Origin of the sequence: Nonomuraea turkmeniaca, assembly GCF_005889735.1 — a bacterium.
Lineage (GTDB): Bacteria > Actinomycetota > Actinomycetes > Streptosporangiales > Streptosporangiaceae > Nonomuraea > Nonomuraea turkmeniaca.
The window spans coordinates 1-17,389 of the sequence record NZ_VCKY01000226.1; the positions used below are offsets into that span (position 1 = coordinate 1).

The window sequence follows — 17,389 nt, forward strand, 5'->3', positions numbered from 1 at the left end:
CCTACCGCCAGTCCCCGGCGCCGCAATGGTTGGGTTTCCCGGCGACTGCCGGCCCGTCCCGCAGCCTCGGTTCCGCAGCCTCGGTTCCGCAGCCCCGTTCCGCAGCCTCTGTACCGTGGCCTGCTGGCGCCTCAGCGCGCGGGCTCCACGGGCTGGCGGCACCGCGCGCGGGCCCCACGGCTGGCGGCACCGCGCGTGGGCCCCACGGGCTGGCGGCACCGCGCCGGCGGGACGGCATGCCAGGCGCACCGCGTCCCCGGAGCGCCGCCCCCGGCGAATCTCGCCTGGTAGGCCCCTTTCCCGCGGCCCGGGGCGTGGGCGGCACCGGGCGCCGGCGGCGTGGCGCCGATGGGACCGTGTGTTCGGGCCGGCGGGTCCTGGCGGGACGGTCGCCCCGCTCGACCGTGGAACAGGATCCATCGGGCCCAGGCCCGAACAGCCCTCCGACCGCAGCCGATAAGCTCTACACCATGAGCATCTCCCCGTCCTTCCGAGAAGTGTTGTCCCAACGCGTGATCGTCGCCGACGGCGCGATGGGAACGATGCTCCAGGCCCAGGACCCCACCCTCGACGACTTCCACGGTCACGAGGGCTGCAACGAGGTGCTCAACGTCACCCGCCCCGACATCGTGCGGGGCGTCCACGACGCATACTTCGCCGTCGGCGTGGACTGCGTCGAGACCAACACCTTCGGCGCCAACCTCGCCGCGCTCGGCGAATACGACATCTCCGAGCGGGTCTTCGAATACTCCGAGGCGGGCGCCAGGATCGCCCGCGAGGCCGCCGACCACTGGTCCACGCCGGACCAGCCGCGCTTCGTGCTCGGGTCGATGGGCCCCGGCACCAAGCTGCCCACGCTGGGCCACCTGCCGTACGCGAGCCTGCGCGACGCGTACAGGGACAACGCGGCCGGCCTGATCGCGGGCGGCGCCGACGCGCTGATCATCGAGACCTGCCAGGACCTGCTCCAGGTCAAGGCCGCCGTCATCGGCGCCAAACGGGCCGCCGAGGACTCCGGCAGGGACATCCCGATCATCGCCCAGGTGACGATCGAGACCAACGGCGCCATGCTGCTCGGCTCCGAGATCGGCGCCGCGCTGACCGCGATCGAGCCGCTCGGCGTCGACATCATCGGGCTCAACTGCGCGACCGGCCCGGCCGAGATGAGCGAGCACCTGCGTTACCTCGCCCGCCACTCCCGCCTCAGGCTCAGTTGCATGCCCAACGCGGGCCTGCCGGTGCTGACCTCCGACGGCGCCTACTACCCGCTCACCGCCGAGGAGCTGGCCGACGCGCACGGCACGTTCACCCGCGACTACGGCCTGTCCCTGGTCGGCGGCTGCTGCGGCACCACCCCTGAGCACCTGCGCCAGGTCGTCGAGCGGGTCCGCGGCAAGCAGGTGGCGACGCGCCGCCCGCACCCGGAGCCGGGCGCGTCCTCCCTCTACCAGACCGTGCCGTTCCGTCAGGACACCTCCTACCTGGCCATCGGCGAGCGCTGCAACACCAACGGCTCCAAGGCATTCCGCGAGGCCATGCTGGCGGGCCGCTGGGACGACTGCGTGGAGGCGGCCCGCGACCAGGCCCGCGACGGCGCCCACATGCTCGACCTGTGCGTCGACTACGTCGGCCGCGACGGCGTGGCCGACATGAAGGAGCTGGCCTTCCGCTTCGCCACCGCCTCCACCCTGCCGATCATGCTCGACTCGACCGAGCCGGCGGTCCTGCAGGCCGGGCTGGAGATGCTCGGCGGCCGCGCCGCCGTCAACTCCGTCAACTACGAGGACGGCGACGGCCCCGACTCCCGCTTCCAGAAGATCATGCGTCTGGTACGCGAGCACGGCTCGGCCGTCGTCGCGCTCACCATCGACGAGGAGGGCCAGGCCCGCACCGCCGAGTGGAAGGTGCGCGTCGCCACCCGCCTCATCGAGGACCTGACCGGCAACTGGGGCATGCGGGTCGAGGACATCATCGTCGACTGCCTCACCTTCCCCATCGCCACCGGCCAGGAGGAGACCAGGCGTGACGGCCTGGAGACCATCGAGGCCATCCGCGAGCTCAAGCGCCGCTACCCGGGCGTGCAGACCACACTGGGCCTGTCCAACATCAGCTTCGGGCTCAACCCGGCCGCCCGCATGGTGCTCAACTCGGTGTTCCTGAACGAGTGCGTCAACGCCGGCCTCGACTCGGCCATCGTGCACGCCTCCAAGATCCTTCCGATGGCACGCATCCCCGACGAGCAGCGCCAGGTCGCGCTCGACATGGTCTACGACCGCCGGCGCGACGGCTACGACCCGCTGCAGCGCTTCATGGACCTGTTCGAGGGCGTCGACGCCGCCGCCATGCGCGCCGGCAAGGCCGAGGAGCTGGCCGCGCTGCCGCTGTGGGAGCGGCTCAAGCGGCGCATCATCGACGGCGAGCGCAAGGGCCTGGAGGCCGACCTCGACACCGCGCTGGAGCAGCGACCCGCCCTGGAGATCATCAACGACGTGCTGCTCGACGGCATGAAGACGGTGGGCGAGCTGTTCGGTTCCGGGCAGATGCAGCTGCCGTTCGTGCTGCAGTCGGCCGAGGTCATGAAGGCTGCCGTCGCCTACCTCGAGCCGCACATGGAGCGCCTCGACGGTGAGACGAAGGGCCGCATCGTGCTGGCCACCGTCAAGGGCGACGTGCACGACATCGGCAAGAACCTCGTCGACATCATCCTGTCCAACAACGGCTACCAGGTGGTCAACCTCGGCATCAAGCAGCCGGTCTCGGCCATCCTGGAGGCCGCCGACGAGCAGAAGGCCGACGTCATCGGCATGTCGGGCCTGCTGGTGAAGTCGACGGTCATCATGAAGGAGAACCTGGAGGAGATGAACTCCAGGGGGCTGTCGGAGAAATACCCCGTACTGCTCGGCGGCGCGGCCCTGACCCGGGCCTACGTCGAGCAGGACCTGGCCGGGCTGTTCGAGGGCGAGGTGCGCTACGCCCGCGACGCGTTCGAGGGGCTGCGGCTGATGGACGCGTTCATGGCCGTCAAGCGCGGCGTCGCCGGCGCGACGCTGCCGCCGCTGCGCGAGCGGCGTGTCAAGACCGGCGCCGTGCTCACCCGTACCCCGGTCGAGGAGCTGCCCGCCCGCTCCGACGTGGCCGCCGACAACCGCGTGCCGGCGCCGTCCTTCTACGGCGACCGCATCGTCAAGGGCATCTCGCTGGCCGACTACTCGGCCTTCCTCGACGAGCGGGCCCTGTTCCTCGGCCAGTGGGGGCTCAAGCCCACCAGAGGCGGCGACGGGCCCGATTACGAAGAACTCGTCGAGACCGAGGGCCGGCCGCGGCTGCGTATGTGGCTGGAGCGCATTCAGACCGAGGGGCTGCTGGAGGCGGCCGTCGTCTACGGGCACTTCCCGTGCGTCAGCGACGGCGACTCGCTGATCGTTCTCGACGAGGACGGTGGCGAGCGCACCCGGTTCACGTTCCCGCGGCAGCGCCGGGACCGCCACCTGTGCCTGTCGGACTTCTTCCGGTCCAAGGACTCCGGCGAGGTCGACGTGGTCGGCTTCCAGGTCGTCACCATGGGCTCGAAGATCGCCGAGGCCACGGCCGAGCTGTTCGCCAAGGACGCCTACCGCGACTACCTGGAGCTGCACGGCCTGTCGGTGCAGCTGACCGAGGCCCTGGCCGAATACTGGCACGCCCGGGTGCGCGCGGAGTGGGGGATCGGCGGGGACGAGTCGCTCGACGACATGCTCAAGGTCAACATCCAGGGGTGCCGTTACTCCTTCGGCTACCCGGCGTGTCCGAACCTCGAGGATCAGGTACAGCTGTTCCAGCTGCTCGACCCCGAGCGGATCGGCGTCACGCTGTCGGAGGAGTTCCAGCTCCACCCCGAGCAGGCCACCTCCGCGCTGGTCGCCCACCACCCCGAGGCCAAATACTTCAACGTCTGACCCGTCCCGGTCCCTCGCCGGCGGCCGCCTGGCCGTCGCGGGGGGCCTGCTCTCCCGCCATCCCGCTTGAGGCGTTCACGGGGGCGGTGCCTGCTCCTCCACCATGCCGCCCGTGGGGTTCACCAGGGCGGCGCCGGGTCTTCCGCCACCCGGCCGGACGTGTTCACCGAGCGGCGGCGACAATGGCGTGCACGCACTGAACCGATCGGGGGAAGCCATGCGAGGGAGTGCCGTCGTCTGGAGGAGTGGCGGGAGCGTAGCGACCAGAGCGGGGGAAGGCGGCGGCGTGTGGCGACCGAGCCCGGCCTCACGGAGTGAGGCCTATGGGCAGGGTGGGAGTGCCGTGGTCTGGAGGAGTGGCGGGAGCGTAGCGACCAGAGCGGGGGAAGGCGGCGGCGTGTGGCGACCGAGCCTGCCGAACGGAGTGAGGCCATGACCATGGAAGCCGTCTTCTTCGACATGGACGGCCTGCTCGTCGACAGCGAGCGGGTCTGGCTGGAGATCGAGACCGAGGTGATGGGCCGGCTCGGCGCGCGGTGGACGCCCGAGCACCAGGCGCACCTGGTCGGGGGGTCCATGGAGCGGACGGTCGGCTACATGCTGGCCGTGTCCGGCTCCAGCGTGCCCGGCGCCACTGTGCGGCAGTGGATGCTCGACGGCATGGTGACGCGCCTGTCGGCGGGGGTGCGGCTGATGCCGGGAGCCTCCGAGCTCCTCGACGCGGTCCGCGCCGAGGGGGTGCCGCTGGGGCTCGTCACGTCGTCGCTCAAGGAGATCGCCGACGCCGTGCTCAAGGGCGTCGGCAGGGACCGCTTCGACATCGTGGTCACCGCCGACGACGTCTCCCACACCAAGCCCGACCCGGAGCCGTACCTGACGGCCGCCGCCCTGCTGGGCGTGGAGCCGGTCCGCTGCGTCGTCCTGGAGGACTCCCCGAACGGCGTGGCCGCGGCCACCGCCGCGGGCTGCGCCGTCGTCGCGGTCCCCAACCTCCTGCCCGTCGAGCCGGCCCCCGGCCGCCTGGTGGTCTCCTCCCTGGAAGAGGTCGCGGTCGCCGACCTCAGGGCCCTCCTGAGGGCCTTCCCCTAAGGGAAAAGTGGTTCTCGCGGAGGAGGCGACCGGGCGTTCGCGTGCCAGGATGGAGTCAAAAGCCACACATTGAGGGGGCGGCGATATGGATATGTTCAACCAGCTCGCATCGCTTTGGCTGCCGCTGTGCGCCGGTGCGACCATCGCCGGGCTGGTGTTCAGCTTCCTGGCGTTCCGCCGCAGGGGGGCGGCTTCGGGGATGCGGGTGGCGGCGTGGGCGCTGCTGCCCATGGCGGCTTACCTGACCGGTGCGTTGCAGATGTTGTGGACCATCGGGACCACTGTGGTGGGGTTCATCACCGGGCTGGTGCTCAACCCGCTGGTGTGGGCCGGCGTGGCGGTCGCGGGACTGTCGGTGGTGCTGTTCGTCGTGTCCGGGGTCCTGCGCGGCAGGAAGCTGTCCACGGGCAGAAAGAAGTCCGCTTCGGACGCTCCCGCCCAACAGCCCGTTAAGCCTTCAGCGAACAAACCGGCCGTAGCACCCAAGCCTCAACCCGCCGCGAGCGCGCCGAAGACCGGCAAGGGGGACGACGACTTTTCGGACATCGAGGAGTTGCTCAAGCGCCGTGGCATCAGCTGAATCGGGCTTGTGTCACAGTTCCGAGACTGAAACGGGACGCCCCCAAGACATTCCGTTCAAGATCGATACGAATGAGTTTCGCATCAATCACAGATTAGCCACATAGCGGGCTGAGGGACTGGTCATAGCAGCTCAGGCCATAGATTCTGCCTCCTGAGGTCGCGACTCGCGGTCTAAAGTCATCTCCAATAGACAGCGTCGTCTGGATGCAGGGGGCTATTTCGCATGACCGCGCCGCTAGACGTATCCGGTTCCGCGACAGAAGCGCATCCGGAGTCGGTGCTCGCGGGAGCGGGCAAGGCCATCCAGGGCCGATCCCTCACCAGGATCGCCTGGATGCGGTTGAAGCGAGACAAGATCGCGCTCGCCGGCGGGATCGTCGTCGCGCTGCTGATCCTCGTGGCGATCTTCTCTTCGCCCATCATCTCCGTTTTCGGATCCCCGCCGCTGGAATTCCACCAGGACCAGATCGACCCGAACACGCTCCTGCCCAAGGGCTTTTTCGGCGGCGTGAGCGGCGAACACCTGCTCGGCGTCGAGCCGGTCAACGGTCGCGACATCTTCAGCCGCATCGTCGCCGGCTCGGGGATCTCACTGCTGATCGGCTTCCTCGCCACCATCCTGTCGGTCCTCATCGGCACCACTCTCGGAGTCGTCGCCGGCTACTTCGGCGGCTGGGTCGACCAGGTGATCGGCCGCCTCATGGACGTCTTCCTCGCCTTCCCGCTGCTGGTCTTCGCGATCGCGCTGGCGGGCGTCATCCCCGACAAGGCGTTCGGGCTGGAGGGCAACGGGTTGCGCGTCGCGATGCTCATCTTCATCATCGGATTCTTCAGCTGGCCGAGCATCGGCCGCATCGTGCGCGGGCAGACACTCTCGCTGCGTGAACGCGAGTTCGTCGACGCCGCCCGCAGCCTGGGGGCACGCCACGGCTACATCCTGTTCCGTGAGGTCCTGCCCAACCTGCTGGCGCCGATCCTGGTCTACGCGACGCTGCTCATCCCGACCAACATCCTGTTCGAGGCCGCGCTCTCCTTCCTTGGGGTCGGCGTCAACCCGCCCACGCCAACCTGGGGCGGCATGCTCTCGGAGGCGGTGCGCTTCTACACGCTTCCGCACTTCGTGCTCTTCCCGGGCCTGGCGATCTTCGTCACAGTCCTTGCGTTCAACCTGTTCGGCGACGGGCTGAGGGACGCCTTCGACCCGCGCACGCACTGACCTTCGCCAACGCTCCATCCCCCAACTCACTCACAAGGGGTTAGTCAATGAGAAGGAAATCCGCACTGGCGGCGGCCGCGACAGCGGCGCTCGCCTTGGTGCTCTCCGCCTGCGGCGGAGGTGGCGGCACACCGCAGCAGCCCGCCCAGTCGGCCACCGGCGGCGCCGCCGCGCAACCCGCGGCCAACGCCGCGCTGACCCAGGTGTTCAATCCTTCGACCAAGAAGGGGGGGACGCTGAAGGCTGCGCATTCCTCCGACTGGGACAGCCTCGACCCTGGCGACACGTACTACGGCTACTCGTTCAACTTCGGCCGCTTCTACTGGCGGACGCTGACGATGTACAAGCCGGGTCCCGGCCCCGAGGGCAACACCGTGATCCCGGACCTCGCCGAAGGACTGGGCACGCCCAGCGACGAGGGCAAGACGTGGACGTACAAGCTCAAGAGCGGCCTGAAGTTCGAGGACGGCACGCCGATCACGGCCAAGGACGTGGCCTACGCGGTGGCGCGGTCGTTCGACAAGGAGACCTTCCCGCACGGCCCCTCCTACCTCAACGAGTTGCTGGACTGGCCGAAGGACTTCAAGGGCGTCTACAAGTCCCCCGACGTCGACTACAAGTCGGCCGTCGAGGCCACGGATGACACGACGGTGGTCTTCCACCTGAAGAAGCCGTTCTCGGACATGGACTACATCGTCCAGATGCCGATGACGGCGCCGGTGCCGAAGGACAAGGACACGGGCGCGAAGTACCGGGAGAAGGTCATCTCCTCCGGCCCGTACAAGTTCGAGACCAACGAGATCGGCAAGAGCTTCGTGCTGGTCCGCAACGACCAGTGGGACCCCGCGACCGACCCGAACCGTCCCGCGCTGCCGGAGCGGATCGAGGTCCAGCTCAACGTCAACGCCGACGACCTGGACAACCAGCTCATCTCCGGCGACATCCACCTGGACATCCCGGGCACCGGTCTGCAGCCCGCCGCGCTGGGCAAGGTTCTTCCCGACCCCGCGCTCAAGGCCCGCACCGACAACCCGACCATCCCCAGGCTCTGGTACGTCTCGGTCATCCCGGACAACCCTCCGCTGGACAACGTGGAGTGCCGCAAGGCCGTCCTCTGGGCCGCGGACCGCGTGGCAAACCAGACCGCCTACGGCGGCCCCGTCGCCGGCGGCGACCTCGCCACCAACGTGATGCCGCCGCCCATCGCCGGCCAGGAGAAGTTCGACCTGTACACCTCGCCGGAGAACAAGGGCGACGAGGCCAAGGCCAAGGAGGCGCTGGCCGCCTGCGGGCAGCCCAATGGCTTCTCCACGACCATGGCCTTCCGCTCCGACCGTCCGCGCGAGAAGGCGCTGGCTGAGGCGATGCAGCAGGCGCTGGCCAAGGTCGGCATCAAGCTCACGCTCAAGGGCTTCCCCGCCTCCAGCTACTTCTCCGACTACGCGGGCAACGTCGACTACGTGAAGAAGAACGGCATCGGCCTGGCCGGCCACGGCTGGGGCTCCGACTGGCCCACGGGCTACGGCTTCATGCAGGCCATCGTCGACAGCCGCACCATCCGCCCCGCCGGCAACTACAACTTGAGCGTCAAGAACGCCGAGGTCGACAAGCTGATCGACCAGGCCTCCGCCGAGCTCGACGCCACCGCCCGCGAGAAGCTGTGGGTCGACGTCGACAAGAAGGTCATGGAGGACGCCTCCATCCTTCCCGTGGTCTGGGCCAAGGCATTGCTCATGCGCGGTCAGGGCGTGACGAACGTCGCCTACAACGAAGGCCAGAGCATGTACGACTACATCCTGCTCGGCGTCCAGTGAGCAGCGGTGACACGGGGATCTAGCGAAGGCAGGTGAAGGCAGGAGTGACCGGCCTCGGCGACGGGGCCGGTCACTCGGCCGGCAGCGGTGCTCACTTACATCATCAGGCGTCTGATCGGCGCGTTCGCGATGCTGATCGTGATCAGCATGGTCACCTTCGGCATCTTTTTCGTCGTGCCGCAGTGGGCCGGGGCGACCCCCGAGGCCATGGCGTCGCGCTACGTCGGGCGCGCGGCGACCCCAGAGACGGTCGCCCTGATCGCCGAGCGGCTCGGCTTCAACGACCCGGTGGCCGTGCAGTACGGCAGATTCATGAAGGGTGTCTTCGCCGGCGCCGAGTACGACTACGGCGCGGGGGTCGAGCAGTGCCCGGCGCCCTGCTTCGGCTACTCCTTCATCAGCGGGCAGCCCGTCTGGCCGGAGCTGGTCAACCGTATGCCGGTGACCTTCTCCCTGGCCATCGGCGCCGCCGTCATCTGGGTGCTGGCCGGGGTGAGCGTCGGCGTGCTGTCCGCGCTGCGCCGCGGCAGCTTCTTCGACCGGCTGTCGATGGGCACCGCGCTGGCCGGCGTGTCGCTGCCCATCTTCTTCACCGGCATGATCTCCCTTGTGGTCTTCAGCTACGGTCTGGGCTGGACCGCGCCCGGCGGCGCCTACGTCCCCTTCACCCAGAACCCGGCGTTGTGGGCCTACGACCTGCTGCTGCCATGGATCACGCTGGCGTTCCTGTTCGCGGCCGGCTATGCCCGGCTCACCCGGGCGGGGATGCTCGAGACCATGGGGGAGGACTACATCCGCACCGCCCGCGCCAAGGGCCTGCGCGAGCGGGAGGTCGTCGTCAAGCACGGCCTGCGCGCCGCGCTGACGCCGATCCTCACCCTCTTCGGCATCGACTTCGGCCTGCTCATCGGCGGCGCTGTGCTCACCGAGACCACCTATACTCTGCCCGGGCTGGGCCAGTACGCCATCCTGGCCATCAGAAACCAGGACCTGCCGCCGGTCATGGGGTTCGTTCTGGTCGCCGCGACCTTCGTCGTGATCGCGAGCCTGATCGTCGACATGCTCTACGCCGTGGTCGACCCGAGGGTGAGGTTGTCATGAGCTTCCTTGACGTCAAGGATCTGAAAATCCACTTCCCGACCGACGACGGTCTGGTCAAGTCCGTCGACGGGCTGTCGTTCGGGGTCGAGCGCGGCAAGACGCTCGGCATCGTGGGCGAGTCCGGCTCCGGCAAGAGCGTGACCAGCCTCGGCGTGCTCGGCCTGCACAAGGGCGGCCGGGCCAAGCTCTCCGGCGAGATCTGGCTCGATGGCGAGGAGCTCATCAGCGCCTCTGCCGAGCACGTGCGCGGGCTGCGCGGCAAGAAGATGGCGATGATCTTCCAGGATCCGCTGTCGTCGATGCACCCCTTCTACACGGTCGGCCACCAGATCATCGAGGCCTACCGCATCCACCACAAGGTCACCAAGCAGGTCGCCCGCAAGCACGCGATCGACATGCTCGGCCGCGTCGGCATCCCCGAGCCGGCCAGGCGCGTCGACAGCTACCCGCACGAGTTCTCCGGCGGCATGCGGCAGCGCGCCATGATCGCTATGGCGCTGTCGTGCGACCCCGAGCTGCTCATCGCCGACGAGCCCACCACCGCGCTCGACGTGACCGTCCAGGCCCAGATCCTCGACCTCATGGTCGACCTGCAGCGCGAGTTCAACTCCGCGCTCATCATCATCACCCACGACCTGGGCGTGGTGGCCCAGGTGTCGGACGACATCCTCGTCATGTACGGCGGCAAGTGCGTCGAGTACGGCTCCGCCGACGACATCTTCTACCGCCCCGAGCATCCCTACACCTGGGGCCTGCTGGGCTCCATGCCCCGCCTGGACCGCGAGCCCACCGAGCGGCTGCTGCCGATCAAGGGCTCCCCGCCGTCGCTGATCAACGTGCCGCCCGGATGCGCCTTCCACCCCCGCTGCCCGTACGCCGAGCGTACCGACGGCAAGGCCGACACCGAAGTGCCCGACCTGGCCGAGACCGAGGGCGGCCATCTGGTGCGCTGCCACATGAGCAGGACCGAACGGCGGACCCTGTGGGAGACCGAGATCAAGCCAGTGCTGGAGACCCAGTGAGTGAAACCGAGCTGCTTCTGTCCGTGCGGAACATGGAGAAGCACTTCCCCGTGACGAAGGGCCTGCTCAAAAGGCAGGTCGGCGCGGTCAAGGCGGTCGACGGGATCAGCTTCGACGTGTTCAAGGGCGAGACGCTCGGCCTGGTGGGCGAGTCGGGCTGCGGCAAGTCCACCACCGGCCGGCTGGTCACCAGGCTGCTCGAGCCCACCGCCGGCAAGGTCGTCTTCGAGGGCCAGGACATCACGCACATGAGCCAGGGCAGGCTCCGCCCGCTCCGCCGTGACATGCAGATGATCTTCCAGGACCCGTACTCGTCGCTCAACCCCCGCCACACGGTCGGCGCCATCGTCGGAGCCCCGTTCCGCATCCAGGGCGTCAAGACCGAGCACGGCGTCAAGAAGGCCGTTCAGGACATCCTGGAGCTCGTCGGGCTCAACCCCGAGCACTACAACCGCTACCCGCACGAGTTCTCCGGCGGCCAGCGGCAGCGCATCGGCATCGCCCGCACGCTCGCGCTCAAGCCCAAGCTCATCATCGCCGACGAGCCGGTCTCCGCGCTCGACGTGTCCATCCAGGCCCAGGTCGTCAACCTGCTGGAGGACCTGCAGAACGAGCTCGACCTCACCTACGTCGTGATCGCCCACGACCTGTCGGTGGTCCGCCACATCAGCGACCGCGTCGCCGTCATGTACCTGGGCAAGATCGTCGAGGTCGCGGACCGGAAGCGGCTCTACAACTCGCCGATGCACCCGTACACGAACGCGCTGCTGTCGGCCGTGCCCGTGCCCGACCCGAAGGTCCGCAAGGAACGCGAGCGCATCCGGCTGGCCGGCGACGTGCCCAGCCCGCTCAACCCGCCGCCCGCCTGCCGCTTCCACACCCGATGCTGGAAGGCGCAGGAGATCTGCCGGACGGTCGAGCCGCCGCTGGAGGAGCTGGCCAGCGGCCACCAAGTGGCCTGCCACTTCCCCGAGAACGCCCCAGAGGTCGCCAAGGAGACCCCCGAAGCCACGTGAGCCCAGCTGGGGCTCAGGACAACGCGCCCGGGGTGATCAGCCCCGTCTCGTAGGCCAGCACCACGGCCTGCACGCGGTCCCGCAGCCCCAGCTTGGTCAGCACGTTGCCGACGTGCGTCTTGACCGTCGTCTCGCTCACCACGAGCTTGGCCGCGATCTCCGCGTTGGACATGCCCTTGGCGATCAGCCGCAGCACCTCCAGCTCCCGCTCGGTCAGCCGGTCCAGCCGCGCCGGCGCCGCCTGCTCGTACGCCGACGGCAACCGTGCCGCGAACCGGTCCAGCAGCCGCCTGGTCACGCTCGGCGCCACGATCGCGTCGCCGGCCGCGACCACGCGGATCGCCTGCACCAGCTCGTCCGGCGGCACGTCCTTAAGCAGGAACCCGGACGCGCCCGACCGCAGCGCCTCCACGATGTACTCGTCCAGGTCGAACGTCGTCAGCACCAGCACCTTCGGCACATGCGCCGACGGCGCCGCCTCCCGCACGATCCTGCGCGTCGCCTCGATGCCGTCGATCCCCGGCATCCGGATGTCCATGAGCACCACGTCGGGCAGCAGCGCCCTCGTCTGCTCCATGGCGGCCTTGCCGTCCCCCGCCTGCCCGACCACCGTGATGTCGGGCTCGGCCTCCAGGATGAGGCGGAATCCCGTGCGCAGCAACGGCTGATCGTCCACCAGCAGCACTCTGATCGTCATTGGCCGTCCTTCAACGGGAACCTCGCCCGCACCTCGAAACCGCCCCCCGGCAACGGACCGATGCTCAGGATTCCACCATAGAGTGCCACCCGTTCGCGAATGCCCACCAAACCATGCCCTGACCGCATGGGCAGATCCGGCCCGCCCTTCCCGTCGTCCTCCACGCGTACGTCCAGCTCGCGCGGCTTGTGGCGGACGGTCACCACCGCCTCCGCCCCGGCGCCCGCGTGCCGCAGGCTGTTCGTCAGCCCCTCCTGGACCAGCCGGTACGCGGCCAGGTCCACCCCGGCGGGCAGCGGCAGCGGCTCGCCCTCCACCTGCAGCCGCGTCGGCAGCCCCGCCTCCCGCATCTGCTCCACCAGCGCCGGCAGGTCCTGCACGCCCGGCTGCGGGCCCAGCTCGGCCCGGGCGTCGGTACGCAGCACGCCCACGATGTTGCGCATCTCCGCCATCGCCATCCGGCCCGTCTGCTCGATCGCCGACAGCGCCTCACCCGCCAGCTCCTGATCGGAGGCCAGCACCCGCCGCGCCGCCGCCGCCTGCACGATCATCACGCTGACGTGGTGGGCGACGACGTCGTGCAGCTCGCGGGCGATCCTGGAGCGCTCCTCGGCGCGGACCGCCCGCGTGTCGGCCGCGTGCGCCCGCTCCAGCCTGGTCGCCCGGTCCTTCAGCTCCTCCAGGTACGCCCGGCGCAACCGCAGGCTGCGCCCCGCGCCCCACACCGCCACCAGCACCACCACGACCATCACGTGGTCGGTCCAGCCCGCCGCCCGGACCGGGCCGGTCACCGCCCCGAAGGCGTACGCGGCCAGTGCCGCCCCCAACCCGCCCAGCGCCACCGCGAGCCCCCGATGGGAGGCCACCGAGTACAGCAGCACCAGGCCCGCAAGGCCCGGCACGCCGTTGCCGTACCCGGACGCCGTCAGCACCGCCTCCGGCGCCAGGGCCGCGCACAGCGCCGCCAGCGGCCACCGCCGCCGGACCGCCACGGGCACGCACGTCAACACCATGAGCGCCAGCCCGAGCGCGTCCGGCGCGCGCATGCCCTCCACCAACAGACCGTCGGCCTCGAGACGGTCGGGGTCGTAGAGCACGAACAGCACGACCGACGCGACGGCCACCACCCCGGCTAGGACCGTGTCGCGGAGCCTGGTTCGGTCGATGTGCACGGCTTCACTGTAAGACCAGGTGAAAGCCCACAACCTCCTCCCTCGGGAGGATTAGATGGCCTACGCCCCATCTACCCCCGCACCCCCGCCGGCGGCTCTCGCGGGCGCTCCGCTGGCTCGGGGCGGCGTTCCGTCGCCTCCGGACGACGCATCGGCCGGTCCGGCGCACTCGCGCGGGCGGCCCGGCGCACCGCTCCTCCGGCTCCAGCAGGCGTGCCCTGAGGGCTCTCATGTCGCTCAGCCGGCTCCACGGCGCGGTCCCGGCGCGCTTCGGCACCTGCGCTGCTCGGTCCCGGAGCGTTGCGGCACCTGCGCTGCTCGGTCCCGGATGGTTGGGCATCGGGCGGAGCACAGGCACAGCGAGCGGCAAGGCGGCGTTGCGTGCACGTGCACTGGATGCCGTTGCGGTGTCACGCTGGTGCGTGCCCCAAGGCGTCGAGCCGGCTCCGAGCAGGGCCAGGCCGGCCGCCCTCGCGCGAGAGCGGCCGTGGCCGTTACAGCTCGTCGGTGGCCGCGCGGCGGTTGCTGCGCAGCGTGTCGCCGGGCCGGCGGTCGGGAACAGGGGGAGGGGTGCCGCCGAACTCCGGGCACAGCGCCTGGTGGTCGCACCAGTCGCACAGCCGGCTGCGCCGGGCCCGCCACTCGCCGGTCTCCATCGACCGCTCGATCGCCGCCCACAACGCCATCACCTTGCGCTCGGTGGCCAGCAGGTCGCCCTCGTCCGGCGCGTACCGCAGAACCTCGCCGGCGCCGCCCAGGTAGACCAGCTGCAGCAGCCGCGGCACCGCACCCTGCAGCCGCCACAACACCAGCGCGTAGAACTTCATCTGGAACAGCGCCTTGGCCTCGAAGTCCGGCCCCGGCGCGCTGCCCGTCTTGTAGTCGACCACCCGGACCTCGCCGGTCGGCGCCACGTCGAGCCGGTCGACGTAGCCCCGCAACATCAGCCCCCCGTCCAGGACCGCCTCCACGTAGAGCTCGCGCTCGGCCGGCTCCAGCCGCGTCGGGTCCTCCAGCGTGAAGTAGCGCTCCAGCATGCCCCGCGCCTGCGCCAGCCACTCGCCCTGCTCGGCGTCGTCGGCGAACATCTCCGCGTATTGCGGGTCCTCCGCCAGCAGCCGCGTCCACTGCGGCTCCAGCAGCTCCAGCGCCGCCTGCACCGAGCGGCGCGGCGCGGGCAGGTCGTAGAGCCGCTCCAGGACCGAGTGGACCACCGTGCCGCGCACCGCCGCCTGCGAGGGTCTCTCCGGCAGCTGGTCGATCACCCGGAAGCGGTAGAGCAGGGGACAGGTCATGAAATCGCCCGCCCGGGAGGGGGAGAGAGCTCCGATGATCACCGGCTCGGTCAACGTCATGCACCGCACTCTAGGTCAAGACCCCGACAGAATGGCCCCGCGGAACGAGGATCACGCGCCACGGCGCGTAGCATCAAGGGCAGCGACACCACGTACCGGCGGGAAGACCTCGGCGGGATCCCCGGCGGCAAATGACGTACAAGGAGTGCGGTGAGCGAGCAGAGCCCGCGGCAGGAGTTCTCCGGCATTCGGATGGGAAGGCCGTTCGGCATTCCCGTCTACGTCTCATGGACGTGGTTCCTCGTGGCGGCCTTCATCACCGTGATGTTCGGGCCGCAGATGCAGCTCATGCTGCCCGAGCTCGACAGCACCGCCGCGTACGCGGTGGCGTTCGTGTTCGCGGTGCTGCTGTACGTCTCGGTGCTGCTGCACGAACTGGCGCACAGCGTCCTGGCCAAGTCGTACGGCCTGCCGGTGCGCAGGATCACCCTCTACCTCCTCGGCGGCGTGTCGGAGATCGAGAAGGAGCCGCCGACGCCGGGCAAGGAGTTCGCGATCGCCGCGGCGGGGCCTGCGCTCTCGCTCGGACTGGCCGGGCTGGGCTGGGCCGCCGAGGCCTTCCTGATCAACGACGGGGGCATCGCTCAGGTGCTGACCTGGCAGTTGTGGGTCGCCAACCTCATCGTCGGCGTGTTCAACCTGCTGCCCGGCCTGCCGCTCGACGGCGGCAGGATGCTGCGCGCCGGCGTGTGGAAGCTGACCAGGAACCCGAGCTCCGGCACCGTCGTGGCCGCCTGGGGCGGGCGGGTGCTGGCCGTGGCGCTGGTGGCGTTCACGGTCGTGACCTCGCTGATGGGTGGCCGGGAGCTCGACTTCACCAACCTCGTGTGGCCGCTGGTGCTGGCCTCGTTCATCTGGATGGGGGCCACCCAGTCGCTGCGCGTGGCCAAGATCAGGGCCAGGATCCCGCAGGTCAACGCGCGCGCACTGGCGCGCAGGGCGATCCCGGTGACGGCGGAGACGCCGCTGGCCGAGGCGCTGCGGCAGGCCTCCGAGCGTGGGGCCGGCGCCCTCGTCGTGGTCGACCACGACGGCCAACCCATGGCGATCGTCAACGAGGCCGCCGTACAGGCCACCCCGGAGCATCGCCGTCCCTGGGTGAACGTCGCCTCCCTCGCCAAGTCCCTCGAGCCCACCATGGTGCTCGACGCCGGTCTGGCCGGCGAGCCGCTCATCGACGCGATGCGGGAGGCCCCCGGCAGCGAGTACCTGCTCGTGGAGCCGGGCGGCGAGGTCTACGGCGTCCTGGCCACGGCCGACGTGAACCGGGTTTTCACCGGCGTCTGATTTGTCCCACTCGTTTAAGGGACGGCCCCCGGATAGGGTCGTGTCCAGCAGTTTCGGGCGGGCCGGTTCGGACCCCGGGCGATTTCTGCGATGCGACGACTGGCCGATAGTGTTCGGTTTGGCCAAACTTGCACAGTTAAGGGGTTTGTTGCGGTCCACCGGTTCACCGAATCGAGATGACGGGGCCGCGACGCGCCCTCGCCGTCTGGGTATGCGTATGGCTGGTGGGCCAGCACGGCAGTGCGGGTGCCGTAACATCGCCGGCTTCCGGGGAGGAGAGTTGAGTGACCGAGCGCAGCGAGGGCACCAATGAGCGCAGCACGGTCGTCATGAAGGAGGACGCATGACCGACCAAGGCTTCGGAACGGTGCGTCCGCTTCCTGGAAATGGACTGGTCGCCTACGTGGGCGGGCTGCTGCTGGTGTGCGACCCGGGCGAGGCCACCGCCGACGGCCTGCTCGAGGCGCTGCGCGAGACGGCCGCCTCCGGCGGCGACGGCAGGGCGCTGGCCCGCCGCGCCGCGCAGGTCCTGGCGGCCAACATGGCAGGCGACCCGGCCACCTGCGCCGTCGCCGGAGCCGTGAGCGGCGGCGTGGCCGTGTTGGTCAGCGGCTCGGCGTCGGCCACCATCGGCACGTCGACCGGTGAGACGCGGCTGGCGGGCAACGACTCCCTCACGTGGGCCGACAGGCTCGTCACCGGCACCGTCGAGCGGGTCGAGCTGAGCCTGCCCGGCGCCGGCAGCCCCCACCCCGCCGTACGCTTCGACGGCGGCGTCGTCCACGGCGGCGGCCTCGTCGGCGACCTCACCGACCAGCCGTCCGCGCCCGCCCCGTCCCGTCCGCTGACCAGCGAGATGCCCGCCACGGCCTTCCACCTCGAGGCCGACCTGGTCCAGCCGCCCGCGCAGCAGCCCGTCGAGCGGCCGCCCTACCCGCTGGCCGGCCAGCCGCCGGTCACGCAGGGGCCGCCCTCCGGCCCGCAGCCCGCGCCCCCGGTCGTGGAGCAGCCGCCCTACCAGCCGCCGCAGGACCAGCCGCCGTACGTGCCGCACCAGGAGCAGGCCCCCTACCACGGCCCGCAAGAGCCGTCTCCCTACCACC

12 protein-coding genes and 1 pseudogene are annotated in these 17,389 nt (G+C 70.0%); 10 read left to right on the forward strand and 3 right to left on the reverse strand.

The annotated features are described in order from the left end of the window. Positions 1–470 precede the first annotated feature (470 nt). The 8 genes from metH (at position 471) to ETD86_RS42965 (ending at position 11,775) form a co-directional block, all read left to right on the forward strand. On the forward strand, positions 471–3,935 hold the full coding sequence (gene metH / locus ETD86_RS42930; protein ID WP_138672382.1) for a methionine synthase: 3,465 nt from the start codon (positions 471–473) through the stop codon (positions 3,933–3,935). 432 nt (positions 3,936–4,367) lie between these two features. After that, entirely contained in the window at positions 4,368–5,024 is a 657-nt protein-coding gene (locus ETD86_RS42935; RefSeq protein WP_342779349.1) for an HAD family hydrolase, read from the forward strand. 85 nt (positions 5,025–5,109) lie between these two features. Beyond that, the gene (locus ETD86_RS42940; RefSeq protein ID WP_138672383.1) at positions 5,110–5,604 is read left to right on the forward strand and encodes a cellulose synthase; all 495 of its coding nucleotides are present in this window, start codon (positions 5,110–5,112) and stop codon (positions 5,602–5,604) included. A 225-nt stretch (positions 5,605–5,829) separates the two neighbouring features. Continuing rightward, the gene (locus tag ETD86_RS42945; protein WP_138672384.1) at positions 5,830–6,822 is read left to right on the forward strand and encodes an ABC transporter permease; all 993 of its coding nucleotides are present in this window, start codon (positions 5,830–5,832) and stop codon (positions 6,820–6,822) included. Between the two features lie 47 nt (positions 6,823–6,869). Then, positions 6,870–8,636: an ABC transporter substrate-binding protein gene (locus tag ETD86_RS42950; RefSeq protein WP_170223565.1), complete on the forward strand. Its 1,767-nt coding sequence runs from the start codon at positions 6,870–6,872 to the stop codon at positions 8,634–8,636. 87 nt (positions 8,637–8,723) lie between these two features. Then, positions 8,724–9,737, forward strand: coding sequence for an ABC transporter permease (locus ETD86_RS42955; protein ID WP_138672385.1), 1,014 nt, complete (start codon positions 8,724–8,726; stop codon positions 9,735–9,737). Then, complete coding sequence (locus tag ETD86_RS42960) at positions 9,734–10,759, forward strand: ABC transporter ATP-binding protein (protein WP_138672386.1); 1,026 nt, start codon at positions 9,734–9,736, stop codon at positions 10,757–10,759. Before ETD86_RS42955 ends, ETD86_RS42960 begins: the two co-directional genes overlap by 4 nt. Positions 10,760–10,791: 32 nt before the next feature. After that, positions 10,792–11,775 (forward strand): ABC transporter ATP-binding protein, encoded by a 984-nt coding sequence (locus tag ETD86_RS42965; protein WP_170223566.1) that lies wholly within the window; start codon positions 10,792–10,794, stop codon positions 11,773–11,775. Between the two features lie 13 nt (positions 11,776–11,788). On the opposite strand, the gene ETD86_RS42970 is transcribed toward ETD86_RS42965, so the two are convergent. The 3 genes from ETD86_RS42970 to ETD86_RS42980 all read right to left on the reverse strand — a co-directional run bounded on the left by ETD86_RS42970 (position 11,789) and on the right by ETD86_RS42980 (position 14,999). Next, positions 11,789–12,472, reverse strand: coding sequence for a response regulator (locus ETD86_RS42970; RefSeq protein ID WP_138672388.1), 684 nt, complete (start codon positions 12,470–12,472; stop codon positions 11,789–11,791). Next, entirely contained in the window at positions 12,469–13,644 is a 1,176-nt protein-coding gene (locus ETD86_RS42975) for a sensor histidine kinase (protein ID WP_138672389.1), read from the reverse strand. Before ETD86_RS42975 ends, ETD86_RS42970 begins: the two co-directional genes overlap by 4 nt. A gap of 494 nt (positions 13,645–14,138) precedes the next feature. Then, the gene (locus ETD86_RS42980; protein WP_138672390.1) at positions 14,139–14,999 is read right to left on the reverse strand and encodes a RecB family exonuclease; all 861 of its coding nucleotides are present in this window, start codon (positions 14,997–14,999) and stop codon (positions 14,139–14,141) included. Positions 15,000–15,149: 150 nt separating this feature from the next. On the opposite strand from ETD86_RS42980, the gene ETD86_RS42985 reads away from it, so the two are divergent. Continuing rightward, on the forward strand, positions 15,150–16,286 hold the full coding sequence (locus tag ETD86_RS42985) for a site-2 protease family protein (RefSeq protein ID WP_138672391.1): 1,137 nt from the start codon (positions 15,150–15,152) through the stop codon (positions 16,284–16,286). Positions 16,287–16,629: 343 nt separating this feature from the next. Further along, positions 16,630–17,389, forward strand: a pseudogene (locus ETD86_RS42990) (FHA domain-containing protein); the annotation flags it as partial.

Bases quoted from the DNA above. Each gene is read 5' to 3' on its own strand.
- metH (WP_138672382.1), top strand. From the start codon at position 471: ATGAGCATCTCCCCGTCCTTCCGAGAAGTGTTGTCCCAACGCGTGATC.
- ETD86_RS42935 (WP_342779349.1), top strand. From the start codon at position 4,368: ATGACCATGGAAGCCGTCTTCTTCGACATGGACGGCCTGCTCGTCGAC.
- ETD86_RS42940 (WP_138672383.1), top strand. From the start codon at position 5,110: ATGGATATGTTCAACCAGCTCGCATCGCTTTGGCTGCCGCTGTGCGCC.
- ETD86_RS42945 (WP_138672384.1), top strand. From the start codon at position 5,830: ATGACCGCGCCGCTAGACGTATCCGGTTCCGCGACAGAAGCGCATCCG.
- ETD86_RS42950 (WP_170223565.1), top strand. From the start codon at position 6,870: ATGAGAAGGAAATCCGCACTGGCGGCGGCCGCGACAGCGGCGCTCGCC.
- ETD86_RS42960 (WP_138672386.1), top strand. From the start codon at position 9,734: ATGAGCTTCCTTGACGTCAAGGATCTGAAAATCCACTTCCCGACCGAC.
- ETD86_RS42965 (WP_170223566.1), top strand. From the start codon at position 10,792: ATGGAGAAGCACTTCCCCGTGACGAAGGGCCTGCTCAAAAGGCAGGTC.
- ETD86_RS42970 (WP_138672388.1), bottom strand. From the start codon at position 12,472: ATGACGATCAGAGTGCTGCTGGTGGACGATCAGCCGTTGCTGCGCACG.
- ETD86_RS42980 (WP_138672390.1), bottom strand. From the start codon at position 14,999: ATGACGTTGACCGAGCCGGTGATCATCGGAGCTCTCTCCCCCTCCCGG.